A 25,401-nucleotide genomic window follows, 5' to 3' on the forward strand; every position below is an offset into this window, starting at 1 on the left:
CTTCAATCCTCCAAGACCCAGGTGTCTTTGGTGCCGCCGCCCTGCGAGGAGTTGACGACCAGCGACCCGTCTTTGAGTGCGACCCGGGTGAGTCCGCCCGGCACCAGCCGGATCTCCCGGCCTGACAGGACGAACGGACGCAGATCCACATGACGCGGCGCCACGCCAGCGTCCACCAGGGTGGGACAGGTCGAGAGCGCCAGGGTCGGCTGTGCGATGAAATTGTCCGGCTGCGCCAGGATGCGCTGCCGGTAGGTCTCGATTTCAGCCTTGGTGCTGGTGGGGCCGACCAGCATGCCGTAGCCGCCCGATCCCTGCACTTCCTTGACCACCAGTTCCGGCAGATGCTCCAGGACATAGCGCAGATCGTCAGGCTCGCTGAGCCGCCAGGTGGGCACATTCGAGAGGATCGGCGTCTCGCCCAGGTAGAAGCGGATCATCTCCGGGACGAAGAGATAGGTGGATTTGTCGTCGGCCACGCCGGTGCCAACGCCATTGGCCAGCGCCACGTTGCCACTGCAATAGGCATCCAGCAGACCCGGCACGCCGAGCATCGAATTCGGCTGGAACACCAGCGGATCGAGAAAATCGTCATCGACCCGGCGATAGATTACGTGCACCTGCACCGGTCCCTCGGTGGTGTGCATGTAGACCTTCTGCTGCTGGACGAACAGATCCTGTCCCTCCACCAGTTCCACCCCCATCTCGCTGGCCAGAAAGGCGTGCTCGAAGTAGGCGCTGTTATAGGCGCCCGGCGTCAGCACGACGATGACGGGGTCGGCGACATCGGTTGGTGCAGACTCGCGCAGCGTCTCCAGCAGCATCTGCGGATAGTGCTCGACCGGCTCCACGTCATGCATGGCGAAGAGTTCGGGGAAGAGCCGCATCATCGTCTTGCGGTTTTCCAGCATGTAGGACACGCCGGAGGGGGTGCGCAGGTTGTCCTCCAGGACATAGAATTCGTCCTGCGACACCCGCACCAGATCGATGCCGGCAATCTGGGCATAGACCCCGTTGGGCAGATCGACACCCTGCATTTCAGGCCGGTACAGTGCATTGTTCAGTACCTGACGGGCATTGATCGCGCCGGCCCGGATGATCTCCCGATCATGATAGATGTCATGCAGAAAGGCGTTCAGGGCGCGCACCCGCTGTTTGAGCCCCTGTTCCAACCGTTGCCATTCTGCGGTACCGAAAATGCGTGGCACGATATCGAAGGGGATCAGCCGCTCGCCACCGTCCACCTCGCCATAGACGGCGAAGGTGATTCCCAGTCGCTGGAACAGGAGTTCCGCCTCGGCGCTCTTGCGTTCCAGGGCACCATCCGGCAGGGCCGCCAGCCACTGCCCGTAACGCCGATAGATGTCGCGCACGGCGCCATCTGAGGCGTGCATCTCGTGATAGAAGGCTGAAGCGTTTTGCGTTTTCATGTCAAAGCGGAATGCAATAAGCGATCCATATGAAAGGCCAGCGAGAAACCGGGCGTCAGGCCTGTCATTTGGTTGTGAATTGCACCAATTCGGACGCCTCGCGAAGCATTTCGCATCATTTTGGCCGCGTTGGCGTGGCGGCGATTGACACGCGGATGACTTTGCGCAGGCAGCCTCATCCGCTGGTCCAGTGATTCGACAGGGTATCCATTTGCGAACACTGGCTCATCCTGCGGCGATCAATCCGCCTGCAAGCCATTCAGGTGCGTCTCGAACGCGGCGGGCAGCCAACAGAGAGGGCGCGCCTGGCGGCGTGACGCGCGGCGTCAGGCTTGACAGGAGCGTTCGCCGGTTCGGCGGGCTCGGTATGGCGCTGCTGCTGATGGGTTCGATGCCTGCCAGTTGCGTGCTCTACAGCGACGCGCGCGTTTTCAGGACCGGGAATCGATGCTCTGGTGCAGAGCGCATAAAAAAACCCGACACGTCGGGGGAGGATGTCGGGTTGAAAATGAGTGGCAACGTTGCAGATTGCGACTGGCGTTTACTTTACTAAATTAGTCGGCTTTAGTCAAGGAGTCTGGTCAGAACCAGAGAATGGCGTGTAGAGTCTGCATGAAACTGATTCCGGAGGATAATCATGTCCGCGAATTCTTCCCATGACCCATTGCGTCTGGCCCCGCTCATCTGGCTGGCCCAGTTCGGTTCGGTGCTGCTGCTCATGGCGCTGACCTGGTTTCTGCCCGACCTGATGGCGATCAACCCCATCGCCGTCCTCAGTCAGGCGCTGCTGCTCGTCGCGCTGCTCGCCGCGCCTGCGGCCTTCGTGCTCGTACGCTGGCTGATGTCGGACAGGACGTCACGTCAGGATCGTTACGATCCGCTGGCGAGCGCCCCGATTGCGCCGTCACCCGAGGCCCGGTTCGCCCGTTACATCCTCACGCTGGCGCTGTGCGAAATTCCGGCGATTCTGGCGCTGCTCGCGGCGCTGACCGGCGCCTATCCGCTCCAGGCGCTTGGTGTGGGTGCAACTTCGCTGCTTCTGCTGCTGTGGCGGCGCCCGCTCAGGCGTGACTGACTCTGATTGCTCATCAGGCTCCGACACCAGGAATTTGGAAACGTGAACGACACCCAGGCCCAATTTGTCGATGTCGATGCACTCTGCGTCGGCATGTATATCTACCTGGATCTCGGCTGGATCGGGCACCCCTTTGCGCTCAATCATTTCAAGATTGTCGATGACGGTCAGATCGAGACGATTCGCGGTCTGGGGCTGACGCAGGTGCGCTGGTCGCCGGAACGCAGCGATCTGCCATCGCCCGCCAGCCCTGCGCCGGTAGCGGAAGACGCAGCGTCCTTGGTCAGGGCGAGCGACGACCGCCGTCAGCGTCTGCTTGACCAGCGTCTGAGTCTGGATCGCTGCGAGCGTGAGTTTTCCGGGGCGACGCGCGCTTTCCGCGACATCCTCAAGCTCGCGCCAGCCCAGCCGGAGGCCGCGCGTGAGCAAGCCGAGACGATGGTTGGCGATCTGGTTGGAAAGCTGCTCGATCAGGGTGAGTCCTGCATCCGTCTGCTCTCGGAACAGGCTGGCGATAAGTCGTCGCTGCATGCGATGAACGTAACCATGATCTCGCTGCTGCTGGGCAAGAGTCTGGGGTTCGATGCGGCGGCCCTGCATCCGCTCGGGCTCGGCGCCCTGCTGCATGATTTCGGCAAGATTGCGCTGCCTGAGCGTTTGCGCTGGCGCGATGACGGCTTCAGCATCGCCGAGCGCAACCTCTTTCAGGAGCATGTGGCCCAGGGGGTCGAACTGGCGCGGCGGATGGGATTGAAGCCGGACGTGTGCGCCATCATCGCCCAGCACCATGAATACGTCGATGGGAGCGGCTTTCCGCAGCGTTTGCAGGGGGACGCCCTGTCGCCCGCGTCCTGTATCGTGGGGCTGGTCAATCACTATGACATGCTCTGCAATCCGGCCAATCCGGTCGCGGCGCTTACGCCGCATCAGGCGCTGTCCATGATGTTCGCCCAGTCGAAAAAGAAGTTCAACGCCGCCATTCTCGGCGCCTTCATCCGTATGATGGGAATCTATCCGCCCGGTTCGGTGGTGATGCTCACTGATGGCCGTTATGCGCTGGTGGTGTCGGTGAACTCGTCGCGTCCGCTGAAACCTCGGGTGCTTATCCATGATCCGCGCGTGCCCCGCGACGAGGCGCTGGTGATTGATCTCGAAGACCAGCCCGACCTGGGGATTCGTCAGAGTCTGAAGCCACTTCAACTGCCGCGCGCAGTCTTCGACTATCTCTCGCCGCGTCAGCGTATGTGCTATTTCTTCGAGCGCGCACGCAAACCGACCGATCTCCGGGATGGCCAATGAGTCGTGGGCAGCTTCCCCCGGCTCCTACTCAGGCAGCGAGCGATTCCGGCCACGTCGCCGACCCTGAGCACTGGCTGTCGCTGATCGATGGACTGGCCGAGGCGGTGTGGCTGGTCGATCCCGTCGAACTGCGCATCCTTGCCGTCAACCGCATGGCTGAAGACTTGCTGGGGATGACGCGCGGGCAACTCATCGGACAGCCGGTGATCGATCTGGCCTGCACCCCGGAGGATGTCTTCTTCTGGGAAGATGTGGCGGCCGGGCGCACCGACAGTCTGTTGTCCGAAACCGTGCTGCGTCGTCCGGACCAGACCCTGATCAGGGTGTTGCGCCGGGTGAGCCGGGCGCAATGCGCCAGTGGCGCGGCGCTCTATGTCGTCGGCATCATTGATCAAAGCGAGCGTCATAGGGTCGAGAGCGAACTGGAAAAGCTGGTGGCCGAGCTGCGCGCGACCCTGGAGTCGTCCGCCGACGGTATCCTCGTCACCGATCTGAATGGCGGGATTCGCGGTTTCAATCAGCGTTTTGCCGAGCTGTGGGAGCTGCCCGAATCGCTGCTCACCGAGCGCAACGACGCCGGAATCTATGACTGGATGGCGCGGATGGTGTCCGATGCCGGCGAGTACGCCGCGCGCATCCATGCGATCAGCGCCAACCCCCTGCTCGAAGCCACGGACGTTCTGGTTCTGCGTCACGGTCAGGTGCTGGAACGGGTCACGCTGCCGCAGTATGCGCAGGGTTGCCCCATCGGTCGCGTCTATTCGTTTCGCGACATGACCCGGCGGCTGGCCGACGAAAAAGGGCTCAGGCTTGCGGCGCGGGTGTTCGAGGCCAGTCTCGACGCCATTTTCGTCACCGATCCGGCGTTTTGCATCGAGGCCGTCAATCCCGCCTGTGAGCGCATGATCGGGCATCGTTCCGCCGAACTTGCTGGACAGATTCTGACCCGCTCACTGCATCTCTGGATCGGCGACCAGCCGCATCAGGCGATCCAGGAGGCGCTGGCCCGCGACGGACTCTGGCAGGGTGAGATCCTGCAACGCCGGACGGATGGACTGGCCTTTCCCTGTCTGGTCTCACTGGTGCGGGTACTGGACGCCGAGGGCGCCCCCTTTCACTATGTCGGTTTCGTCAAGGATCTGTCCGAGGCCGCTGCGGCGCGTCAGCGGATCGAGCAGCTTGCCTATACCGATGCCCTGACCGGCCTGCCCAACCGCATTCGTCTCACTGAACGTCTCGAATTCGCCATCGATCTTGCCAGCCGTGAGCGGAGCAGTTTTGCCGTGCTCTTCATCGATATCGACCGCTTCAAGCAGATCAACGATTCACTGGGTCACATCTTTGGTGATCGTGTCCTGATCGAAGTCGCGCAACGTATCACCGGCTGTCTGCGACGGGTGGATACCGTCGCCCGTCTGGGCGGCGATGAGTTCGTGCTGCTGCTGCATCAGGCCAACAGTCTGGGCGCGGAGCAGACCGCGCGCCGGCTGCTGGAGGCCATGGCGCAGCCGTGCGTGATCGATGGCATGAAATTTTCACTGACCCTGAGCATCGGTGTTGCGCTTTACCCCGAAGATGGCGAGACCCTGGACGATCTGATCAAAAACGCCGACAGCGCCATGTACCATGTCAAAGAGCGCGGTCGTGGCGACTTCAGTTTTTACCAGCGACAGATGAACATCGATCTTCTGACCCGCATGAAGATCGATCATGCAATGCGCGAGGCGCTGACCGAGCAGCGTTTCCGTCTCGTCTATCAGCCGCAGATCGATCTGCGCAGCGGTCGTCTGATCGGCGCCGAGGCGCTGCTGCGCTGGAAGGATCCTCAGATGGGCGAGCTGTCGCCGGGCCAGTTCATCCCCATCGCCGAGGAGACCGGATTCATCGTTGCCCTTGGCGGCTGGGTGCTGCGCGAGGCGATCCGTCAGAGTACCGAGTGGCACACCCAGGGGATCGGCCTGACCATGTCGGTCAATGTCTCGGCGGTGCAGTTCCATCAGGCGAATTTCATCGAGTCGGTCTCGAACCTGTTGCGGGACAGCGATCTGCCGCCGGGCCGGCTGGAGCTGGAGCTGACCGAGTCGATCCTGGTGCAGAACATCGAGGAAACGCTGATCCGGCTCGATGCCCTGGTTGCGCTCGGGGTGCGACTGGCGATCGATGACTTCGGCACCGGCTATTCCAGTCTGGCCTATCTCAAGCGCTTCCCCATTCACCGGCTGAAAATCGACCGCTCCTTCGTGCGCGACATCCCCGACGATGAAAGCGACGCCGCGATTGCGACCGCCGTCATCAATCTGGCGCGTGCGCTCAATCTGCGGGTGATCGCCGAGGGGGTCGAGAACGCGGTCCAGCGCCAGTTTCTGCTGGACGCCGGCTGCGACGAATTCCAGGGCTATCTGTGCTCTCCCGCGCTGGCGCCGGGCGATTTTCTGCCGCTGGTGCAGGGGATCGGGCTCGCCGATGCGCTGGATTAAGGCCATTGCCCGGAAAGCCCGTCCCTGTGGTCAGGTCTTTTTCGACAGGCGATCACGCCCCGATCTCATCTGACCGGATAGGTGACGCCGTCTTTTCCATTGCGCTTGAGTTGGTTGCGAACCTGCTCGGCGGTCTGTTTATTGGCATAGGGACCGGTACGCACGCGATGCGTGGTCTGGCCGTTGGGCAGGGTGGCGGTCTGGACGCTGGCGGCGATGCCCAGCAGACCCAGCTCGGCCCTGAGCCGCTCGGCGTCTGCCGCGCGTTTGAATGAGCCCGCCTGGACGACATAGGTGCCAGGTGTCGCGGCGGTGGGTTCGGGGACCGGCGAGGCGGTCTCCGGCATCGGCCCGGCGGGCGGCTGCTCCACCGCTGGCGGTTGCGGACGGGGCGCTGGCGGCGGCGGAGCCCTGTCGCTGACATCGACCTGGGTGTCGCTGAGGATCTCCTGAAACTTGAAGCTCGGCTGCACGGCGGGCGGGCGCTCCTCGCTGGCTGGTTTGGCTGCCGCTTCGGGCGGCGGCGTCTCGGCGCGTCGCGAGGCGTAGAGATTCCCGACGATGACGCCCACCAGGCTGCCCAGGAGGAACCACCAGACACAGGTGCGGCTGGTCTGCTTGCGTTTTGGCGTGGTCTGGGCGGGTGTTTTGGGCAATGCCTCGCGCCGATAGTTTTTGGCCATTTTACATGCTCTCCGGGGCCGACACGCCGAGCAGCCCCAGGCCATTGCGCAACACCTGCCGTGCGGCCAGGATCAGCTTGAGACGCGCGTCGCGCAGAACGGCATCCGCGACCAGGAACTGATGGGCGTTGTAATAGGTGTGGAAGTCGTTGGCCAGCTCGCGCAGATACTGAGTGATCTGGTGTGGCTCGGCCTTGAGCGCAGCGGATTCGACCACTTCGGGATAACGGTTCAGGGTGCGCAGCAGGATCTGCTCATGATTCTCGGTGAGCCGCTCCAGATTGACCGTGCCGGGGCTCGGATCGACCGTCATGCCCTTGTCCGCCGCCTGACGCAGCACGCTGGAGACCCGCGCATGGGCATACTGGACATAGTAGACCGGGTTGTCCGAGGACTCGGATCTGGCCAGATCCAGATCGAAATCCAGATGCTGTTCGCAGCGGCGCATCACATAGAAGAAGCGCGCGGCGTCGCGCCCGACCTCCTGGCGCAGTTCGCGCAGGGTGACGAACTCGCCCGAGCGGGTGGACATCTGCGCCTTCTCGCCGCCGCGATAGAGGATGGCGAACTGCACCAGCAGCACGTCGAGCCGCTCGGTATCGTCGCCCAGCGCCTGGAGTGCGGCCTTGACGCGCGGGATATAGCCGTGATGATCCGCGCCCCAGATATCGATGACGCGGTTGAAGCCGCGTTCGAGCTTGTCCGCGTGATAGGCGATGTCGGAGGCGAAATAGGTGCTCTGGCCGTTTTCACGCACCACCACCCGATCCTTCTCGTCGCCAAAGGCGGTCGAGCGGAACCAGAGCGCGCCGTTCTGCTCGTAGAGATGGCCGGATGCGCGCAGCCGCCCGATGGCCTTGTTGACCGCGCCGCTCTCGGTCAGCGAGCGTTCCGAATACCATTCCTGATACTCGACCCCGAATTCGGCGAGATCGGCGCGGATGTCGTCGAGGATGGTGTTGAGTCCCAGCTCGAAGACATAGCGATAACGGTTGTCGCCGAGCAGATGTTTGGCGGCGGCGATGAGCCCGTCGATATGGGCCTCCTTGTCGCCGGGCTGGTCCTGGGGCTCACCCTGCTGCGGGGTATCCGGCGGCAGATCGGCGAAAACGGTTTCAGCGTCCACCCGGTAGCCATCGCCATGCTCGCGGTGCAGCGTGGCGGCGATCTCCCACACATAATCACCCCGATAGCCGTTGCTCGGGAAGCGCAGCGTCTCGCCGCAGAGTTCGAGATAACGCAGCCACACCGAGGTGCCGAGGATGTCCATCTGGCGTCCGGCGTCGTTGACGTAATACTCGCGATGCACGTCGAAACCCACCGCCGCCAGCAGGTCGGCGACCACTGAACCATAGGCCGCGCCGCGTCCGTGTCCGACATGCAGCGGGCCGGTCGGATTGGCCGAGACGAATTCAACCTGCACCCGCTGGCCGGCGCCGATGCGGCTGCGGCCATAGTCGTGCCCGGTCTCCAGGATGCGCGGCACCACCTCGCGGTAAGCGTCTTCGGTCAGAAAGAAATTGATGAAGCCGGGGCCGGCGATCTCGACCCGCGCGATCAGCGGCGAAGCGGGCAGGGCGTCCACCAGTTGCTGGGCCAGATCGCGCGGTTTGGCGCGGGCAAGTTTGGCGAGCACCATCGCCACATTGGTGGCGAAGTCGCCGTGCGTGGCGTCCTTGGTGCGCTCCAGTTGCGGCTCAGGCAGCTCGATCAGATCGAGCTGGCCCTGATTGACAAGTCCCTGGAGGGCGGCGCGGATGAGGTCTTTGATGTCTTGCTTCATGCGGATTGACGACTGCCAAAAGAAGAGCGATGCCCGGATGCTGGATCGTCCGGCACGGGAGCCATAATGCGGTGCTAAGCGTAGCGCTAAGGATACCCGAATCCGGGCGTTATCGTGAACGTCGCGCGGCAGGTGCCCGCAATCTCCGTGGGGCTGGTCATTGGCACCGCGTATCTTTCATCGTCCGAGGGTGGCGTAGCGCCATGATCCCGTTAAACCGCGCTCCGTGCGATAGGCGATGTTTTTGGCTTGAATCGATTTTGGCGGCATCGACGACCCTGTGATCCGGCGCGGCTTAAGATATTAAAAGATATAAAATTTTAAACCGCGTCCCAGCCAAGGGCCGTGGCTGCGCCAAACGTCGAACTCACTCGAAACTCAGCATCTCGCTCTGGACGCGGTTTAGAGCATATCCTGAGGGTCCACATCCAGTGACCAGCGCAGCCCTTTGACGCGGGGCAGGGCGCGCAGGGCGGTGTTCCACTGCGCCAGCATTTGCTGCAATCGCGGACGTTCGGCGCACTGCGCCAAGAGTTGGGCACGATAGCGACCGGCGCGGCGCTCCATCGGCGCGGGCACCGGCCCCAGTAATTGCACCGACGGCTGCTCCAGCCCTGTCGCCAGCGCGCGCGCCTCGCGCAGAAAGGCGAGCGCGGCCTCGGCCTGGGGCGATTCGGCACGCAGCAGGGCGAGATGGGCGAAGGGCGGCAGCTCGGCGGCGCGGCGCTCATCCAGTGCCGCCGCCGCGAAACCGGCATAGCCATCGCGCAGCAGTGACTGCAACAGCGGATGTTCGGGATGACGGGTTTGCAGCACGACCCGACCGGGGCGCTCGGCACGTCCGGCGCGCCCGGCGACCTGCACGATGAGCTGGGCGGTGCGTTCCGGGGCGCGAAAATCGCTGGCATAGAGCGACTGGTCCAGATCCAGGATGCCAACCAGGGTCACGCCCGGAAAATCATGGCCCTTGGCCAGCATCTGGGTGCCGAGCAGGATCTGCGCCTCGCCCCGCTGAACGGTGCCGAGCAGACGGTCCAGTTCGCCCTTGCGCCGCGTGCTGTCACGGTCGATACGGGTGATCGTCGTCTCCGGGAACAGCGGACGCAGATCGTCTTCCAGCCGTTGGGTGCCGCGCCCCAGCATGCGCAGATCGTCGCTCCGGCAGTCGGGACAGCGGTTCGGCAGAGGTTGCGACCAGTCGCAGTGATGACACCAGAGACGCTTGAGATGGAGATGCAGGGTCAGACGCGCATCGCAGTGCGGACAGCCGCCGACCCAGCCACAACTGTGACAGGTGAAGACCGGGGCATAGCCGCGCCGGTTGAGAAACAGCAGGATCTGGTTGCCGGCGGCGATCTCGGCGTGCATGTGCTCGCGCAGCACGGACGAGAGCCCGGCCTGTAGCGGTTGATTGCGGATGTCCAGCAGCGAAATGGTCGGCGGCCGGGCGGCGCCGGCCCGTTGCGGCAGACGTAGCCAGCCATAGCGTTCGGTCCCGGCATTGTGCAGGGTTTCCAGCGACGGGGTCGCCGTGCCGAGCACGACCGGACAGCCGGCCAGTTGCGCGCGGCGTACTGCCAGATCGCGGCCCGAGTAGCGGAAGCCGTCCTGCTGTTTGAGCGAAGGATCATGTTCCTCATCGACCAGGATCAGGCCCAGACGCGGCAGCGGCACGAAGACCGCCGAGCGCGTGCCAAGCACCAATGTCGCCTCACCCCGCGCCGCCTGGTGCCAGTTGCGCTCGCGTTCGCTGGCATTGAGCGCCGAATGGAGCACGGCGATCGGTCCCGGCAGACGTTGCGTGAAACGTTCGCGCAACTGCGGGGTCAGACCGATCTCGGGCACCACCACCAGCGTCTGACGCCCGGCGGCGATGACTGACTCGATCAGCCGGATATAGACCTCGGTCTTGCCGCTCCCGGTCACGCCGTCGAGCAGGAAGGATCGAAAGCCACCCAAGGCGTCGAGGATCGCCTGTACCGCCAGCATCTGGTCCGGGTTGAGATTCGGCCGGTTGGTCTCCGGCAGGGGTGGCGGCGGTATCAGACTCGAATCGGGCGTGAGTTGGCAGAGAGTCAGCAATCCCTTTTCGCGCAGTGTGCGCAGAGGGCCGCCGCAGTCGCCCAGTCGCTGTCTGAGCGTGCTCATCGCGAGGCCGGCGGGAGCGGCCTGAACCAGTGCAAGCAGCTCGCGCTGTCTGGGCGCCCGCCCCAGGTTTGCCGGATCGCGGTTCTGTCCGGCGGGCGTGACCTGAACCCCGGGAACCCGGTCATCCAGGAGGGGCGAGGGCTGGCGCAGACGCGCCGGCAGGGCGGTAAACAGCGCCTCGCCGATTGGCTGCTGATAATAGGCCGCCGCCCATTCGATCAGACGCAGATCCACGGGCGACAGCAACGGTCGGGCGTCCAGAATGGACTCGATGCGCTTGAGGCGCGTGGGATCCTGCTCGGTGCGTGCGGCGAGCGCCAAGAGGATCCCGACCCGGCGAGCGCGTCCGAACGGTACCAGCAAACGCAGACCGGGAACCAGCGCCTGATCTGACGGAATTGCTGGTGGCAGATAGTCGAAAAGCCCGGCCAGCGGCGCGGCCACCGCGACGCGCAGGATCAGACTGGACGTTGAAGCGATCTCGCAGGAGTCAGAACAGGGCGCCAGGTTAAACCTCGTCAGGGTTTTCGCAATCGATGACAGCGTGTATGATGCCCGCAAATTCCGAGCCGTTTTCCGCCATGTTGCCACTGAATCAGCAGGTACTGCGAACGGATTTGGCAGGCATGCCCCTGGAGTGGGTCGATTATCGGGCTGCCGCCCGGCTCTATTTTCTGGGCCAGGTCGCCTACGCCTGTGGCGATCTGCTCTACCGGCTGCGCGGCGGCGTCAACGCCGTCACTCAGCGCCAGAGCCGGCTGGACATCCACTCCATCATTGCCACCCACGGTCTCCACCATCCCCTGAACAAACTTCAGCAGGACTATGTCCCGCCGCTGTCGAACCGCACCCTGTTTCAGCGCGACGACCATCTCTGCATGTACTGCGGTCAGCGTTTTTCCGACCGTCATCTCTCACGCGACCATGTCCGTCCCACCAGCAAAGGGGGCGCCGATCACTGGAACAACGTGGTAACGGCCTGTATCCGCTGTAACCACTATAAAGCCGGACGCTCGCCGGAAGAGGCCGGGATGGAACTGCTGGCGGTTCCCTTCGTGCCGACCCACGCCGAATACATCTATCTGATGAGCCGCCATGTGCTGGCTGATCAGATGGCGTTTCTGCGCGCCCATTTCCCCCGCTCCAGCCCGCTGCATCGACGGCTCGGACGAGAAATTCCCGCGTGAGCCGAGCGGGATTCACCTGGGATGCCATCGCCGAACGGATCGGCGCGGCAACCGGTCAGCCCTTCAGCGTGCAGCGCCAGCGTTCGATCAGCGGCGGCTGCATCAATACCGCCGCTGTGTTGAGCGATGACGCGCGCGGCTATTTCGTCAAACTCAACACCGCCGCGCGTCTGACCATGTTCGAGGCCGAGGCCGAAGGGCTGACCGCCCTGGCTGCGCCCGGCGCCATCCGCGTCCCCGCGCCTATCTGCACCGGTGTCGTCGGCGAGCAGAGTTATCTGGTCATGGAACGGCTGGATCTCGGCGGGCGTCTCGATGGGGCGCTGGCCGGGCGTCAACTGGCGCAACTGCATCGCGCGACGGCAACGGCCTGCGGCTGGCACCGCGACAACACCATCGGCTCCACCCCGCAACCCAATGTACCTTGCGGGGATTGGGTTGATTTCTGGCGCGAACGGCGTCTGGGCCATCAACTGCACCTCGCCGCCGCCAATGGCTATGGCGGTCGCCTGCAATCGCTGGGCGAACGTCTGCTGGCCGATCTCGATGCGCTGATTGGACATGATCCCGTGCCCTCGCTCCTGCACGGCGATCTCTGGGGCGGCAACATCGGCGCCACCCCGGACGGACAGCCGGTCATCTTCGATCCCGCCGTCTATCATGGCGACCGCGAGACCGACCTTGCCATGACCGAACTCTTCGGTGGTTTCGGCGCTGAATTCCAGGCCGCCTACCGCGAGGTCTGGCCGCTGGATCCCGGTTACGTGACCCGCAAAATCCTCTATAACCTCTATCACGTCCTGAATCACCTGAATCTGTTCGGCGGCGGCTACCTGCATCAGTCTCAGTCGATGATCGAGCGTCTGCTCGCCGAGATCCGCTGAGGTGACGCAAAAATGACGAATGTGTTAAAAGTTGGGTCTGGACACCTGTGCCTTTTGACCCTTCAGCTTGAACGACACCAATCCCCCCATGCCGATGCGCCGCGAACTCCTGCTCCTCCGTCATGCCAAGTCGGACTGGGACTCAGGAAGCCTGACCGATTTCGCGCGTCCGCTCGCCAAACGCGGCAGAAACGATGCGCCCAAGGTCGGCTCCTGGCTCTATCGCGAAGGACTGGTGCCGGATCATGTCGTCAGCTCGCCCGCCGAGCGTGCGCGCCAGACCGCGCTCAAGGTCTGCAAGCGGCTGGACTTAAAGAAAAACCGTATCGTCTGGGAGGCCCGTCTTTACGAGGCCGGAGTGCCCGAGCTGTTGGGCGTGCTCGCGAACTGTCCCGGCGAAGCCGCAACGGTGCTGCTCATCGGTCATAACCCGGGCTTGGAGGATCTGGTCAGACATCTGGCCGGTGAGGATCTGGAGCTCCCCGCAGACGGCAAACTCATGCCGACCGCCACTGTGGCGCGATTCGAGATGCCGGACGACTGGTGCCGGCTCGACCCCGGCAGCGCACATCTGGTCTCAATGACCCGTCCGCGCGGTTTGTGAGCCAGGGTGTCGGTTCTCATTTTTTAGCCGCCCACAGTCGCAGCCCCATCAGCACCCCGAGCAGCAGTCCCAGCGCGCCGCCGATCCATAACCCTGCCGCCAGCGGGTCGCGTTCGAAGATGGCGGCCTGATAGAAGATCGTCGCGGTCAGAAAGGCGATGCCGGTGGTCCAGGCTCCGACGAACATGGCCCAGGCGCTGCCTGCCTCGCGCACGATGGCGCCGATGGTGGCGACACAGGGAAAATACAGCAGCACGAACAGCAGATAGGCAAAGGCGCCGGCCTGGCCGTCGAAACGCGCGGCCATGGCGCCGAAGGTGCCCTGACGCACACCCTGTTCTTCGGCTGCCGTGTCCAGGTCGCTCAGGTCGCCCACCTCCAGCCCGAGCGGGTCGAGCAGGCGTTCGCCGAGCGCGGCGAGGTTCGTGCCCACCGATGCGCCGGCCTCACCCAGATCGCGCCAGAGATCGAATGGCTCGGGCGTGGCGGGAGGCGCCGCATCCTCGGCCAGTCGGCCATAGAGCGAATCGAGCGTGCCGACGATGACCTCCTTCGCCAGCACGCCCGAGAAGACGCCGAGCACCGCCGGCCAGTTGTCCTCGCGAATTCCCATGGGTGCAAAGAGCGGCGTGGCGGCACGGCTGACCTCGGCGAGGATGGAGCGGTCACTTTCGCGATTGCCCAGACTGCCGTCGCTGCCGATGGCAGCCAGGAGATTCAGCGTCAGCACCATGAGCACGATGATCTTGCCGGCCTCGCGCAGAAAGAGTTTGACCCGGTCCCAGGTGCGCAGCAGCACGCCTTTGAGCGTGGGCAGATGATAAGGCGGCAGTTCCATCAGCAGGCCCGAGCTGTCGCCCTTGAGCAGCGTGTGCTTCATCGCCAGACCCGAGAGGATGGCGACGGCGATGCCCGTGAGATAGAGCGCGAAGACCAGATTCTGACCCGAGCGCGGGAAGAAGGCGGCGGCAAAGAGCACATAGACCGGCAGCCGCGCCCCGCAGGACATGAATGGATTCATGAGAATGGTCAGCCTGCGCTCGCGTTCGCTCTCCAGGGTGCGGGTCGCCATCACCGCCGGCACGTTGCAGCCGAAGCCCACGATCAGCGGCACGAATGCCTTGCCCGGCAGGCCGATGGAGCGCATGAAGCGGTCCATGACGAAGGCTGCGCGCGCCATATAGCCCGAGTCCTCCAGGATCGAGAGCACGATATAGAGACTGGCGATGATGGGAATGAAGGTGCCGACCACCTGAAGACCGCCGCCGATGCCCTCGGCCAGCACCAGCGTCAGCCAGCCCGGCGCACCCAGATGGCCGAGCAGTGCGCCCAGACCATCGACGAAGAGCGCCTGGCCGGCCAGATCGAAGAAATCGATGAAGGCGCCGCCAATGTTCATGGTGAACATGAACATCAGATAGATCATGAGCAGAAAGAGCGGGATGCCGAAGACCCGGTTCAGCACCACCCGGTCGATGCGGTCGGACAGGGTGCGCTCGATGCGCCGGCTCTCGCGCACCACCCGCTGGGCCAGCGTGTGGGCGTGACCGAAGCGGGTGTCGGCGATATGCAGATCGGCATCCTCGCCGGTGCGTTCGGCGATCCGGTGGCGGCATCGCACGGCCAGCTCCAGTGTCTCCGGTTCGACTGACTGCTCCGCAGCCGGATCGGACTCCAGCAGCTTCAGCGCCAGCCAGCGCGCGTTGGCCCGCTCAGGGATGCCGGTCATCTGCGGCAGCAGGTCGGCGACCGCCTCCTCGACGCACTCGCCATGCGCCAGCGCCAGCCCCGCCGGCTCGCGTCCCTCGCCCACCGCCAGCAGACGCGCCTGCAATTCGGTCAGTCCTTCTTTGGTGACGGCGACCACTGGCACCACCGGGCAGCCGAGCGCGGCGGACAACTGTCCGCTGTCGATCTGGATGCCGCGTTTGCGGGCCACGTCCATCATGTTGAGCGCCGCCACGATGGGCACGCCCATCTCCAGCAGTTGGACGCTCAGATAGAGATTGCGCTCCAGATTGCCCGCGTCCAGCACATTGACGATCAGATCGGACTCGCGGCTCAGGAGATAATCGCGTGTGACGACCTCATCGAGCGAGTTGGCATCGAGCGAATAGATCCCCGGCAGATCGATCACCCGGATCTTGCGCCCGTCCAGCTCCAGTGCGCCTTCCTTGCGCTCGACGGTTACGCCGGGCCAGTTGCCGGTGGTCTGACGGATACCAGTCAGGGCATTGAACAGGGCCGATTTGCCGCAGTTCGGATTCCCGGCCAGGGCGATGATGAGCGGGCGCTGGGGCGAATGAGCCGTTGCGGCGGGGCGACTGGAGATGACGGCCATCGCGCGCTACCCCGGCTCGCCAGTGGCAGGCAAGGGTGGGTTCGATGAATCAGAAGCCGCCAGCGCGACCGTCGGCGTCACCCATATCTTCTCCGCGATCCCCGCGCCGACGGCGATCCGCGCCTCGCCGCTGGCCAGTACCAGACCCTGACTGCGTCGCTGCACCACGCTGAAGAGGCAGCCCTGGCGCAACCCCAGTGCCAGCAGACGGCGGGTCAGATGGTGTCCACCCCGAATCTCGGTGAGATAGGCGGCGGTGTCGTGCGGGAGATCGGCGAGACGGATGAGTTCGGCAGCAGGGTCAGGCATGGCTCGGTATGACGAAGGCGGGGCGGTCAGGCATCATGGATGAAAGTCTGAGCATAACCCGAACCGGGGCATCGCCGCATTTCTGCGATGGGCCGGGTGCCGTATTAAACTGCGCCCAGATCGCGCAGCGCGATCAATCTGTGGCGCCGGTGTGGCAGGCCCGCGAGTCGGTCCCGGCGAGAGCGCCGAGTGCATCATTCGCCGCGCCCGCTCGAACACTCGCCGGTTCTGCCCAGGCCGACTCAATCCTCAGCGATCACATACCGCACCGGGTGCGGTTTAATATGAAGGGAAAAACCATGATCGAACCCGGCGCCCTGGTCGCCTACTGCGATGAATTCCTTGAGGCGGCGCGTTTCGCCGATTACGCCCCGAACGGTTTGCAGGTCGAGGGCGAGCGTCCGGTGAGCCGGCTGGTGAGCGGTGTGACCGCCAGTGCGGCGCTCATTGAGGCGGCGATGGAGGAGGGCGCCGACGCCATCCTGGTTCATCATGGCTGGTTCTGGAAAAACGAAAATCCCTGTCTGACCGGCATCAAAGGGCGTCGCGCCAGGACATTGCTCCGCGCGGGCGTCAGTCTGATCGCCTATCATCTGCCCCTCGACGCGCATCCCGAGGTCGGCAATAACGCGACCCTGGGTGTCCGGCTCGGGTTTCTCGACAGCCAGCCCACGTCGCTCGCCAATGGTCTGGTCTGGACCGGTCGGCTGCCGGCCCCGGCGGCGCCCGAGGAATTGGCCGAACGGGTGTCGCGGCAGCTTGAGCGCCGCGTCGTCCTGGTGGGGCAGGATCGTGCTCCCATCGCGCGAATTGCCTGGTGCACCGGCGGCGGGCAGGGTTATCTCGAACAGGCCGCCGCCCTTGGCGTGGATGCCTTTCTGAGCGGTGAGCTGTCCGAGCAGACCACTCATCTGGCGCGTGAAACCGGGATCAGTTATCTGGCGGCGGGCCATCATGCAACGGAACGCGATGGTGTCCAGGCGCTTGGCATGCATTTAGCTAGACGCTTCGGTCTGTGGCATCGCTTTATCGACATCGACAATCCTGCTTGAAGCGAAAATCTTGGAAAAGCCGATGTTTGCGGCTTTTTCCTTGACCTGTCTCGGCTGAATCGCAGAGAATGCGCGGTCGATTTCGCAGACAAATGTCGTTTTTCTAACCTTTCCACCTGAAGTTTCATCCAAGCTGCGTGGGGTTTCCGCCAAGATAGCGGGTGGCGGTGCTTGCATCAGCCGGGGGATATTGGCCTATGAGCGCGCAAGGCGTGAACAAAATGAGGCGACGAGTGCTCGTCGCCGCGACCAGCGTGGTCGGTGCCGTGGGCACCGGTTACGCGCTTGTCCCGTTCGTCGCATCGATGAACCCGAGCGCACGCGCTCGGGCCGCCGGTGCGCCGGTCGAGGCGGATGTCAGCAAGCTGGAGCCGGGTGCCCTGCTGCGCGTCAAGTGGCGCGGCAAGCCGGTGTGGATCGTGCACCGCACGCCCGAGATGATTGCGGCGCTACCGAGCAATGATCCCAAGCTGGTTGATCCCAACTCAGAAGTGGACCACCAGCCGGCTTATTGCAAGAACGCCACACGCTCGATCAAGCCGGAGTATCTGGTAGCAATCGGTATCTGTACCCATCTGGGTTGCTCCCCGACCTTCCGGCCCGAGTTCGCGCCTGACGATCTGGGCGCCGATTGGAAAGGCGGCTTCTTCTGCCCCTGTCATGGCTCGCGCTTTGATCTGGCGGCCCGTGTCTTCAAGAATGTGCCAGCGCCGACCAATTTGTGGATCCCGAAGCATGTCTATCTCAATGCGAGCACCATCCTGATTGGTGAAGACCGAGGAGGAGCGGCCTGATGAGCGGTGACAAGACCGAAAACCTCAGTTGGATCGATAAACGATTCCCGCTGACCGAGACCTGGCGCAACCATGTCTCGCAATACTATGCCCCGAAGAACCTGAATTTCTGGTCCTTCTTCGGTTCCCTGGCGATCCTGACGCTGGTGATTCAGATCGTCACCGGCATCTGGCTGGCGATGAACTACAAGCCGGACGCGACCCTGGCCTTTGCCTCGGTCGAGTACATCATGCGCGATGTCGACTGGGGCTGGCTGATCCGGTACATGCACTCGACCGGCGCCTCGATGTTCTTCATCGTCATCTATCTGCACATGTTCCGTGCCTTGCTCTGGGGCTCCTATCGCAAGCCCCGCGAGTTGCTGTGGATCATCGGCGTGATTGTCTATCTGGCGATGATGGCGACCGCCTTCTTCGGCTATCTGCTGCCCTGGGGCCAGATGTCCTATTGGGGTGCGCAGGTCATCGTGAACCTCTTCGCGGCGGTGCCGGTGGTCGGCGACGATCTTTCGGTGTGGGTGCGCGGCGACTATGTCATCTCGGACGCAACACTGAACCGCTTCTTCGCCTTCCATTTCCTGTTGCCGTTCATCATCGCGGCACTGGTGTTCCTGCATATCGTCGCGCTGCATCATGTCGGCTCGAACAACCCGGATGGCATCGAGATCAAGGAAGGACCGAAGGGCAATCGCTGGAGCGACAAGGCGCCAGCCGACGGCATCCCCTTCCATCCCTACTACACCGTGAAGGATTTCATGGGCGCCGTGGTCTTCCTGGCGATCTTCAGCGTCATCATGTTTTATGCGCCGACCATGGGTGGCATCTTTCTTGAGGCTCCCAATTTCCAGCCGGCCAACCCGATGCTGACCCCTCCGCATATCGCGCCGGTTTGGTATTTCACGCCTTTCTACGCCATGCTGCGTGCGGTACCGCCGATGTGGAATTCTCAGTTCCCCGGTGTGGTGGTGATGTTTGGCGCCATTCTGATTCTCTTTGTGCTGCCCTGGCTGGACCGCAGCCCAGTGAAATCGATGCGCTATAAGGGGCCGATCTTTAAGACGGCGACCGCGATCTTCGTGGTGTCCTTCATTGCCCTGGCCTGGCTTGGCATGCAGCCAGCGTCGGATTTCTACACACTGCTCTCACAGATCTTCACCGCGTTGTATTTCGCCTTCTTCCTGTTGATGCCGATCTACAGCTCGCTGGATAAGACCAAGCCTGTTCCGGAGAGGGTGACCTCATGAGAAAGCTGATCATCACCGCCCTGCTGCTGCTGTCGCCGGGCATTCTGCTGGCTGCTGGCGCCGGCCCGCATCTGGAAAAAGCGGACATCGACCTGCACGATCAGGGATCACTGCAACGCGGAGCCAAATACTTCGTCAACTACTGCATGGGTTGTCACTCGTTGCAGTACATGCGTTACAACCGTCTCGCCAAGGATCTGGATATCGACGAAGTGACGCTGCGCGAGACCCTGCTGTTCGGCGAGGCCAAGCCGGGCGATCTGATGGAGAACGCCATGCGTCCGGAAGACGCGCTGGCCTGGTTCGGCGTGGCGGTGCCCGATCTGACGCTGGTGACCCGCTGGCGTTCGCCGGACTGGGTTTACACCTACCTGAAGAGCTTCTACGTCGATCCGACACGCCCTTATGGCGTCAATAATGTGGTCTTCCCCGCTGTGGGCATGCCGCATGGTCTGAGCGACCTCCAGGGCATCCAGGAGCCGGTCATGGGGCATGACGCCGCTGGCGCGCCAGTGGTGACAGGTGTCAGACTGGTTAAGCAGGGTAGGCTGTCGCCTCAGGAATATGACGCCATGGTGCGCGACATCACGGCCTTCCTGACCTATGCGGGCGAGCCGATCCAGCTCGAACGTCAGCGGCTCGGTCTCTATGTGCTGCTCTTCCTGGGCTTCCTCTTCATCATTGCCTATCTGATGAAGAAAGAGTTCTGGAAAGACGTGCACTGATCTGACCCCGGTTCAGCGGCCTCTGAACAGAGGCCGCTGTTTTTCGTCTCCCCGCGTTGCGGCGGGTCTATACTTGGCCTTCCGGTGCGCTTTTGTTATCGGTTCTGCCTGCCGTCCGTCGGGTGATCCGTGGCGATGATGCCGCCGCGCATTCCGCCGACTCGTGCGGATCTCCCCAATACAGCCGATCCGGACTGATCGGCGATATGAATTGACCGAGCCCTGTCGGGCTCAGCCGCAGTTGGAGAAGGGACTCCTGGCCGTGGCTGCAAACAGACGAACTCTCATGACGCTATTTTCCGATCCGGTTTGTCCCTATTGCCATCGGGTCAGGATGGTGCTCGCTGAAAAAGGGATCGCGGTGGACGTCGTCGATGTCGATGCGAATGCCCTGCCTGATGAGGTGATGGACTTCAATCCCTATGGAACGGTCCCGACCTTTGTTGATCGCGATCTGCGTCTCTACGAGTCGCGGATCATCATGGAATATCTCGACGAACGCTTCCCCCATCCGCCGCTGCTGCCGGTCGATCCGGTCTCCCGCGCGAGCGCGCGTCTCTTCATGTATCGCATCGATCACGACTGGTATTCGTTGATGGGGCGTATTCTCAAGGGACGGGGCGACGAGGTCGTTCAGGCACGCAAGGAATTGCGCGAGAGCCTGATCGTGACCGCGCCGGTTTTCGCCGCGCATACCTTCTTCATGAGCGAGGAATTTTCGCTGGTGGACTGCTGTGTGGCGCCGCTGCTGTGGCGTCTGCCGGTGCTCGGCATCGAGTTGCCGCCACAGGCCGAGGCGGTCAATGTCTACAAAAAACGGATCTTCGCCTGGGACGCCTTTCGCCAGAGTCTCACCGAGGCCGAGAAGGAGATGATTGCGGACGTCGCCTGATGAACAACGAAGCCAACGCCATGACCTCGAGCAAACCCTATCTGATTCGGGCGATCTACGAGTGGATTCTGGACAATCAGATGACGCCCCATCTGGTCGTGGACGCCAATTATCCCGATACGCGCGTGCCGATGGAGTTCGTCGATGAGGGACGGCTCGTGCTCAATATCGCACCCGGCGCGGTGCGCGGGCTCGTGATCGGCAATGACTGGATCGAGTTCAATGCCCGCTTCAGTGGTGTGGCGCGGGATATTCTGGTGCCGAGCGAGGCGGTCATCGGCATCTTCACCCGCGAAAACGGTCAGGGCATGGTCTTTCCGGAACCGCATTATCCGGTGTCGGCAGCAGAAGGCGCCGCGTCCTCGCCAGGGGCAACCCTCAGGGCGGTTGATGATGGCGACTCAGGTCCGGGACGTCCAGCCCCGTCCGGTCAGCCCAAAGGCAGGACGAAAGGCGGGCCAACGCTGAAGGTCGTCAAGTAATCGAAGGCCTCGCTCAAACCACAGAAACCTTGAAAACCGTACTGTTCGCCCTCATTTCGGCGATCTCGCGGATTGGCCGTGAGAAAGCAGATTTCTTCTGTTATCGCAATGTTAAACACTTGAACCGCGTCAGCCGCAGAGCCTGTCAGTGTTGATCGGGGCGAAACCGATGCGAGACACGCCATGTGCGACTGGATGCGGTTTAAGCAAACATGGAGATCGTCAATGAAACGAACGCTAGCCAGCACCGCTGTCGGTATCCTCGCCGTTGCCATTGCCAGTACTGCGTCCGCCGCACTCAAGCCTGAAGAGCAGATTCAATATCGCCAGGCCGGCTACAGTTTCATGAGCTGGAACATGGGCAAGATCAAGGCGAACCTGGAGCGCGACTACAATCAGGCGCAGGTCGCCGCAGCAGCCAATGCGATTGCCGCCATCGCCAACTCGGGCATGGGCGCGCTCTATGGACCAGGCACCGATAAGGATGTCGGCGACACTGAGACGCATGTGAAGCCGGAACTCTTCCAAAACATGGAAGAGGTCGGAAAGCTGGCAGGCGATTTCGTCGCGGCGGCTGACAAGTTGAACGCGGTCGCTGCCACTGGCGACCAGAGCGCGGTGCAGACCGCGTTCGGCGATCTCGGCAAGACCTGCAAGGCCTGTCATCAGAAGTTCCGCGCCGACGATTGATCTGGCGCTTTGCCGTTCCTGAACACAAAGGCCGCCCACACGGGCGGCCTTTGTGTTGATGAGCGGTCAGCTACCAGCCCCGTTTGGCGGTCCATTTGTTGCTGACGCGGGTTCTGTTTAAGAACCCTTGAATTCACGCCGTTTGGTCCTCCTGTTTCTGAACGAGTGCAGGGTTTGTCTGGCGGGGCGCTCGCCATGCCTCGAAGCGCTCCGGCAGGCCCATCACGAACACGAAGAAGACGGGTACGAAGAAGATGGCCAGCAGGGTCGCGCTGACCATGCCACCGAACACGCCGGTACCGATGGCGTTCTGGGTCTCGGCGCTGGCACCCATGGCCATCATGAGCGGCACCACACCGAGACCGAAGGCCAGTGAGGTCATGAGGATCGGGCGCAGGCGCAGCCGAGCGGCCTCTACCGCAGACGCCGTCAGCCCCTGACCCTGCTCGTGCAGTTGCTTGGCGAACTCGACGATCAGGATGGCATTCTTGGCCGACAGGCCGATCACGGTGATCATGCCAACCTTGAAGAAGACGTCATCGGGCATGTCCCGCAGCAGTACCGCGAGCACCGCGCCCGTCAGACCGAGAGGCACCACCAGCATCACCGACACTGGAATGGCCCAGCTTTCATACAGCGCGGCGAGCACCAGGAACACCACCAGTAGCGATAGCGCCATCAGCATCGGCGCCTGGGCGGCTGACTCACGCTCCTGCAGCGATTGACCGGCCCAGACCACCGCGAAGCCGGCTGGCAGTTGCGCGGCCAAGCGCTCCATCTCGGCCATGGCTTCGCCGCTGGACGCACCCGGCGCCGCATTGCCGGAGATCCGTGCAGCCGGAAAGCCCTGGAAGCGCACGAGCTGCTGCGGTGTTTCGCTCCAGACTGGCCTGACCACTTCGGACAAGGGCACCATGCCGCCGCTGGCGTTGCGCACATACAGCCTGAGCACGTCGTCGATCTGCATACGTGCAGGCGCGTCGGCCTGGATGATGACCTGCTGCATGCGGCCGGCGTTGGGGAAGTCGTTGACGTACAGCGATCCCATGGCCGTGGACAGTGTTTCACTGATGCTGGTGAACGAGACACCCAGCGCTTCGGCCTTCTGTCGATCGATGTCCAGGCGGATGCTGGTACCGGCCGGCAGGCCGTCGGGGTACAGGTCACGGACGATCCTGCTCTGCGCCGCGAGTTCGAGCAGCTTGGTCTCGGCGGCATTCAGCGCCGCATAGCCCTGGTTGGCACGGTCCTGCAAGCGCAGGGTGAAGCCGGAACTGGTGCCCAGTTCGTCGATGGCTGGCGGCAGCAGTGTCATCACTGTGCCTTCCGTGGTGCCGGCCATGGCCTGCTGGGCCAGGTTCGCTTCGCTCTGGGCTGTGGCGCCGTTGCGCTCACCCCAATCCTTCAGCATGGTGAAGGCCATCGCCGCATTCGTGCCGGAGCCCGAGAAACCGAAGCCCACGACGGTCATGTTGGACTGAATCGACGGACGCGACGCCACGTGCTGTTCATAGACCTTCACCAGGTCCAGCGTGCGCTCCGCTGTCGCGTCGGCGGGAAGCTGGATGGTGGTCATGAAGTAGCCCTGGTCCTCTTCGGGCAGAAAGGACGAAGGCAGTTGCCGGAAGGCCAGCACCAGGACCGCCACCATTGCGGCGAACACCAGCATCACGCGGCCTGTGCGCATCACCAGCGTGCTGACGCGCAACGCATAGCCCCGCGTCACTCGGTCGAAGCGGCGGTTGAACCAGCCGAAGAACCCGTGCTTCTCGTGGTGTCCCGGATCGACTGGCTTCAGCAGCGTGGCGCAGAGCGCCGGTGTCAGGGTCAGCGCGAGAAAGGCCGAGAACAGGATGGACACCGCCATCGACAGCGTGAACTGCTGATAGATCACGCCCACCGAGCCGCTGGCGAAGGCCATGGGGATGAATACCGCAGTCAGCACCAGCGTGATGCCGATGACCGCGCCGGTGATCTCCTTCATCGCCCTGGAGGTTGCATCCTTGGGCGACAGACCCTCATGAGCCATGATCCGTTCGACGTTCTCCACCACCACGATGGCATCGTCCACGATGAGGCCGATTGCCAGTACCATGCCGAACATGGTGAGCACATTGATCGAGAAACCCGCTGTCAGCATGATGGCGAATGTGCCGAGCAGTGCGATCGGCGCCACGATGGCCGGGATCAGCGTGTAGCGCCAGTTCTGCAGGAACAGGTACATCACCAGGAAGACCAGCACCATCGCCTCGATCAGCGTATGAATGACCTTCTCGATCGAGATCTTGACGAAGGGCGCGGTATCGAACGGAATCGAGTAGCTCATGCCCGATGGCAGGGTCTTGCCCAACTCGGCCAGGCGCGCCTGCACGCCCTCTGCGGTGCGTACCGCGTTGGCACCCGGCGCGAGCTGCACGGCCGCTGCGGTGGCGGGCTTGCCGTCTTCACGGTTGCTGAAGCCGTAGGATTGCGCGCCCAGTTCGACCCGCGCCACGTCGCCGAGCACCACCTTGGAGCCGCTGGCGTTGGCGCGCAGCACGATGCCCGCGAACTCCTCGGGGTTGGTCAACTGGCCTTGCACCGTGAGCGGCACCGTCACGCGCTGCCCCGGCAAGACGGGCGAGGCGCCGACACTGCCGGGTGCGATCTGGACGTTCTGCTGGCTGATTGCCGAAGACAGGTCGTTCATCGTCAAGCCGTAGGAAATCAGCTTGGCCGGATCGACCCAGATGCGCATCGCCTGCTCGGAACCGAACAACTGGACGCGCCCGACGCCGTCGATTCGCCGCAGCTCTTCGACCAGGTTACGCGCCAGGTAGTCGCTGAGCGTGGTCTCGTCGAAACGGCCGTCGTCGGACCTCAGACCGATGATCATCAGGAACGCGGACGATGCCGATTCCACGGTCAGACCATTCTGGCGCACCGCCTGCGGCAGGCGCGGCTCGACCGCCTTGAGCTTGTTCTGTACATCGACCTGCGCCATCTCCGGATCCGTCCCGGGTTTGAATGTCGCGGTGATCGAGGCTGAGCCGGAGGTATCCGAGGAGGACTCGAAGTACAGCAGGTTCTTGACGCTGGACAGTTCGCGCTCGATGAGGCTGAGTACCCCATCGTTCATGGTCTGTGGCGTAGCGCCAGGGTATGTGGCATAGATACTCACGCTCGGTGGAGCGACCGATGGATAGCGCTCGACCGGCAGCTTCGGAATGGAGAGCGCGCCGAACAGGATGATGAACAGTGCGACGACCCAGGCGAAAACGGGGCGTTGGATGAAGAATTGAGGCATGGTAGGAGTCCAGTCA

At 63.2% G+C, this 25,401-nt stretch carries 20 protein-coding genes; 13 read left to right on the plus strand and 7 right to left on the minus strand.

Annotation, left to right across the window (positions count from 1 at the left end; genetic code table 11):
- Window positions 1-2: 2 nt before the first annotated feature.
- Window positions 3-1,430, minus strand: coding sequence for a circularly permuted type 2 ATP-grasp protein (locus tag EDC35_RS06760; RefSeq protein ID WP_132976487.1), 1,428 nt, complete (start codon window positions 1,428-1,430; stop codon window positions 3-5).
- Window positions 1,431-2,067: 637 nt separating this feature from the next.
- Between EDC35_RS06760 and EDC35_RS06765 the strand changes: the two genes are divergently transcribed.
- The 3 genes from EDC35_RS06765 to EDC35_RS06775 are packed head-to-tail and all read left to right on the plus strand — an operon-like array spanning window position 2,068 to window position 6,281.
- A complete protein-coding gene (locus tag EDC35_RS06765; protein ID WP_132976488.1) occupies window positions 2,068-2,505 on the plus strand; it encodes a hypothetical protein in 438 nt (145 codons plus the stop codon).
- A 42-nt stretch (window positions 2,506-2,547) separates the two neighbouring features.
- The gene (locus tag EDC35_RS06770) at window positions 2,548-3,804 is read left to right on the plus strand and encodes an HD-GYP domain-containing protein (RefSeq protein WP_132976489.1); all 1,257 of its coding nucleotides are present in this window, start codon (window positions 2,548-2,550) and stop codon (window positions 3,802-3,804) included.
- Window positions 3,801-6,281 (plus strand): sensor domain-containing protein, encoded by a 2,481-nt coding sequence (locus EDC35_RS06775; RefSeq protein ID WP_132976490.1) that lies wholly within the window; start codon window positions 3,801-3,803, stop codon window positions 6,279-6,281. Before EDC35_RS06770 ends, EDC35_RS06775 begins: the two co-directional genes overlap by 4 nt.
- Before the next feature lie 65 nt (window positions 6,282-6,346).
- Here EDC35_RS06775 and EDC35_RS06780 read toward each other — a convergent pair whose 3' ends face one another.
- From EDC35_RS06780 to EDC35_RS06790, 3 genes are all read right to left on the minus strand, one after another.
- The gene (locus EDC35_RS06780) at window positions 6,347-6,964 is read right to left on the minus strand and encodes an SPOR domain-containing protein (protein WP_132976491.1); all 618 of its coding nucleotides are present in this window, start codon (window positions 6,962-6,964) and stop codon (window positions 6,347-6,349) included.
- Window position 6,965: 1 nt separating this feature from the next.
- Window positions 6,966-8,747 (minus strand): arginine--tRNA ligase, encoded by a 1,782-nt coding sequence (gene argS / locus EDC35_RS06785; protein ID WP_132976492.1) that lies wholly within the window; start codon window positions 8,745-8,747, stop codon window positions 6,966-6,968.
- Window positions 8,748-9,149: 402 nt separating this feature from the next.
- Complete coding sequence (locus EDC35_RS06790; RefSeq protein WP_132976748.1) at window positions 9,150-11,351, minus strand: primosomal protein N'; 2,202 nt, start codon at window positions 11,349-11,351, stop codon at window positions 9,150-9,152.
- Window positions 11,352-11,476: 125 nt separating this feature from the next.
- On the opposite strand from EDC35_RS06790, the gene EDC35_RS06795 reads away from it, so the two are divergent.
- From EDC35_RS06795 to EDC35_RS06805, 3 genes are all read left to right on the plus strand, one after another.
- Window positions 11,477-12,082: an HNH endonuclease gene (locus EDC35_RS06795; RefSeq protein ID WP_132976493.1), complete on the plus strand. Its 606-nt coding sequence runs from the start codon at window positions 11,477-11,479 to the stop codon at window positions 12,080-12,082.
- A complete protein-coding gene (locus EDC35_RS06800; protein WP_132976494.1) occupies window positions 12,079-12,966 on the plus strand; it encodes a fructosamine kinase family protein in 888 nt (295 codons plus the stop codon). Before EDC35_RS06795 ends, EDC35_RS06800 begins: the two co-directional genes overlap by 4 nt.
- A gap of 94 nt (window positions 12,967-13,060) precedes the next feature.
- Window positions 13,061-13,570: a SixA phosphatase family protein gene (locus tag EDC35_RS06805; RefSeq protein ID WP_132976749.1), complete on the plus strand. Its 510-nt coding sequence runs from the start codon at window positions 13,061-13,063 to the stop codon at window positions 13,568-13,570.
- 16 nt (window positions 13,571-13,586) lie between these two features.
- On the opposite strand, the gene feoB is transcribed toward EDC35_RS06805, so the two are convergent.
- Window positions 13,587-15,911 carry a Fe(2+) transporter permease subunit FeoB gene (feoB, locus tag EDC35_RS06810; protein ID WP_132976495.1) on the minus strand — a complete coding sequence of 775 codons (2,325 nt, stop codon included), beginning with the start codon at window positions 15,909-15,911 and terminating at the stop codon, window positions 13,587-13,589.
- Window positions 15,912-15,917: 6 nt separating this feature from the next.
- Window positions 15,918-16,220, minus strand: a complete 303-nt coding sequence (locus EDC35_RS06815) for a FeoA family protein (RefSeq protein ID WP_132976496.1) — start codon at window positions 16,218-16,220, stop codon at window positions 15,918-15,920.
- A gap of 299 nt (window positions 16,221-16,519) precedes the next feature.
- On the opposite strand from EDC35_RS06815, the gene EDC35_RS06820 reads away from it, so the two are divergent.
- The 7 genes from EDC35_RS06820 to EDC35_RS06850 all read left to right on the plus strand — a co-directional run bounded on the left by EDC35_RS06820 (window position 16,520) and on the right by EDC35_RS06850 (window position 22,099).
- The gene (locus EDC35_RS06820; RefSeq protein WP_132976497.1) at window positions 16,520-17,272 is read left to right on the plus strand and encodes a Nif3-like dinuclear metal center hexameric protein; all 753 of its coding nucleotides are present in this window, start codon (window positions 16,520-16,522) and stop codon (window positions 17,270-17,272) included.
- Window positions 17,273-17,469: 197 nt separating this feature from the next.
- The gene (gene petA, locus EDC35_RS06825) at window positions 17,470-18,066 is read left to right on the plus strand and encodes a ubiquinol-cytochrome c reductase iron-sulfur subunit (RefSeq protein WP_132976498.1); all 597 of its coding nucleotides are present in this window, start codon (window positions 17,470-17,472) and stop codon (window positions 18,064-18,066) included.
- Window positions 18,066-19,310: a cytochrome b gene (locus EDC35_RS06830; protein ID WP_132976499.1), complete on the plus strand. Its 1,245-nt coding sequence runs from the start codon at window positions 18,066-18,068 to the stop codon at window positions 19,308-19,310. Before petA ends, EDC35_RS06830 begins: the two co-directional genes overlap by 1 nt.
- Window positions 19,307-20,035, plus strand: a complete 729-nt coding sequence (locus EDC35_RS06835; protein ID WP_132976500.1) for a cytochrome c1 — start codon at window positions 19,307-19,309, stop codon at window positions 20,033-20,035. Before EDC35_RS06830 ends, EDC35_RS06835 begins: the two co-directional genes overlap by 4 nt.
- Before the next feature lie 256 nt (window positions 20,036-20,291).
- Complete coding sequence (locus EDC35_RS06840) at window positions 20,292-20,927, plus strand: glutathione S-transferase N-terminal domain-containing protein (RefSeq protein WP_132976750.1); 636 nt, start codon at window positions 20,292-20,294, stop codon at window positions 20,925-20,927.
- Window positions 20,927-21,409 (plus strand): ClpXP protease specificity-enhancing factor, encoded by a 483-nt coding sequence (locus EDC35_RS06845; RefSeq protein ID WP_132976501.1) that lies wholly within the window; start codon window positions 20,927-20,929, stop codon window positions 21,407-21,409. The genes EDC35_RS06840 and EDC35_RS06845 overlap by 1 nt, the downstream gene beginning before the upstream one ends.
- Before the next feature lie 225 nt (window positions 21,410-21,634).
- A complete protein-coding gene (locus tag EDC35_RS06850; protein WP_132976502.1) occupies window positions 21,635-22,099 on the plus strand; it encodes a c-type cytochrome in 465 nt (154 codons plus the stop codon).
- 133 nt (window positions 22,100-22,232) lie between these two features.
- Here EDC35_RS06850 and EDC35_RS06855 read toward each other — a convergent pair whose 3' ends face one another.
- A complete protein-coding gene (locus tag EDC35_RS06855; RefSeq protein WP_132976503.1) occupies window positions 22,233-25,385 on the minus strand; it encodes an efflux RND transporter permease subunit in 3,153 nt (1,050 codons plus the stop codon).
- Window positions 25,386-25,401 lie beyond the last annotated feature (16 nt).

This window comes from Thiobaca trueperi (assembly GCF_004342175.1).
Lineage (GTDB): Bacteria > Pseudomonadota > Gammaproteobacteria > Chromatiales > Chromatiaceae > Thiobaca > Thiobaca trueperi.

Coding starts and splice junctions, on each gene's coding strand:
- EDC35_RS06760 (WP_132976487.1), bottom strand. CDS start 1,430: ATGAAAACGCAAAACGCTTCAGCCTTCTATCACGAGATGCACGCCTCA.
- EDC35_RS06765 (WP_132976488.1), top strand. CDS start 2,068: ATGTCCGCGAATTCTTCCCATGACCCATTGCGTCTGGCCCCGCTCATC.
- EDC35_RS06775 (WP_132976490.1), top strand. CDS start 3,801: ATGAGTCGTGGGCAGCTTCCCCCGGCTCCTACTCAGGCAGCGAGCGAT.
- EDC35_RS06780 (WP_132976491.1), bottom strand. CDS start 6,964: ATGGCCAAAAACTATCGGCGCGAGGCATTGCCCAAAACACCCGCCCAG.
- argS (WP_132976492.1), bottom strand. CDS start 8,747: ATGAAGCAAGACATCAAAGACCTCATCCGCGCCGCCCTCCAGGGACTT.
- EDC35_RS06795 (WP_132976493.1), top strand. CDS start 11,477: ATGTTGCCACTGAATCAGCAGGTACTGCGAACGGATTTGGCAGGCATG.
- EDC35_RS06805 (WP_132976749.1), top strand. CDS start 13,061: ATGCGCCGCGAACTCCTGCTCCTCCGTCATGCCAAGTCGGACTGGGAC.
- feoB (WP_132976495.1), bottom strand. CDS start 15,911: ATGGCCGTCATCTCCAGTCGCCCCGCCGCAACGGCTCATTCGCCCCAG.
- EDC35_RS06815 (WP_132976496.1), bottom strand. CDS start 16,220: ATGCCTGACCCTGCTGCCGAACTCATCCGTCTCGCCGATCTCCCGCAC.
- EDC35_RS06820 (WP_132976497.1), top strand. CDS start 16,520: ATGATCGAACCCGGCGCCCTGGTCGCCTACTGCGATGAATTCCTTGAG.
- petA (WP_132976498.1), top strand. CDS start 17,470: ATGAGCGCGCAAGGCGTGAACAAAATGAGGCGACGAGTGCTCGTCGCC.
- EDC35_RS06830 (WP_132976499.1), top strand. CDS start 18,066: ATGAGCGGTGACAAGACCGAAAACCTCAGTTGGATCGATAAACGATTC.
- EDC35_RS06835 (WP_132976500.1), top strand. CDS start 19,307: ATGAGAAAGCTGATCATCACCGCCCTGCTGCTGCTGTCGCCGGGCATT.
- EDC35_RS06845 (WP_132976501.1), top strand. CDS start 20,927: ATGAACAACGAAGCCAACGCCATGACCTCGAGCAAACCCTATCTGATT.
- EDC35_RS06850 (WP_132976502.1), top strand. CDS start 21,635: ATGAAACGAACGCTAGCCAGCACCGCTGTCGGTATCCTCGCCGTTGCC.
- EDC35_RS06855 (WP_132976503.1), bottom strand. CDS start 25,385: ATGCCTCAATTCTTCATCCAACGCCCCGTTTTCGCCTGGGTCGTCGCA.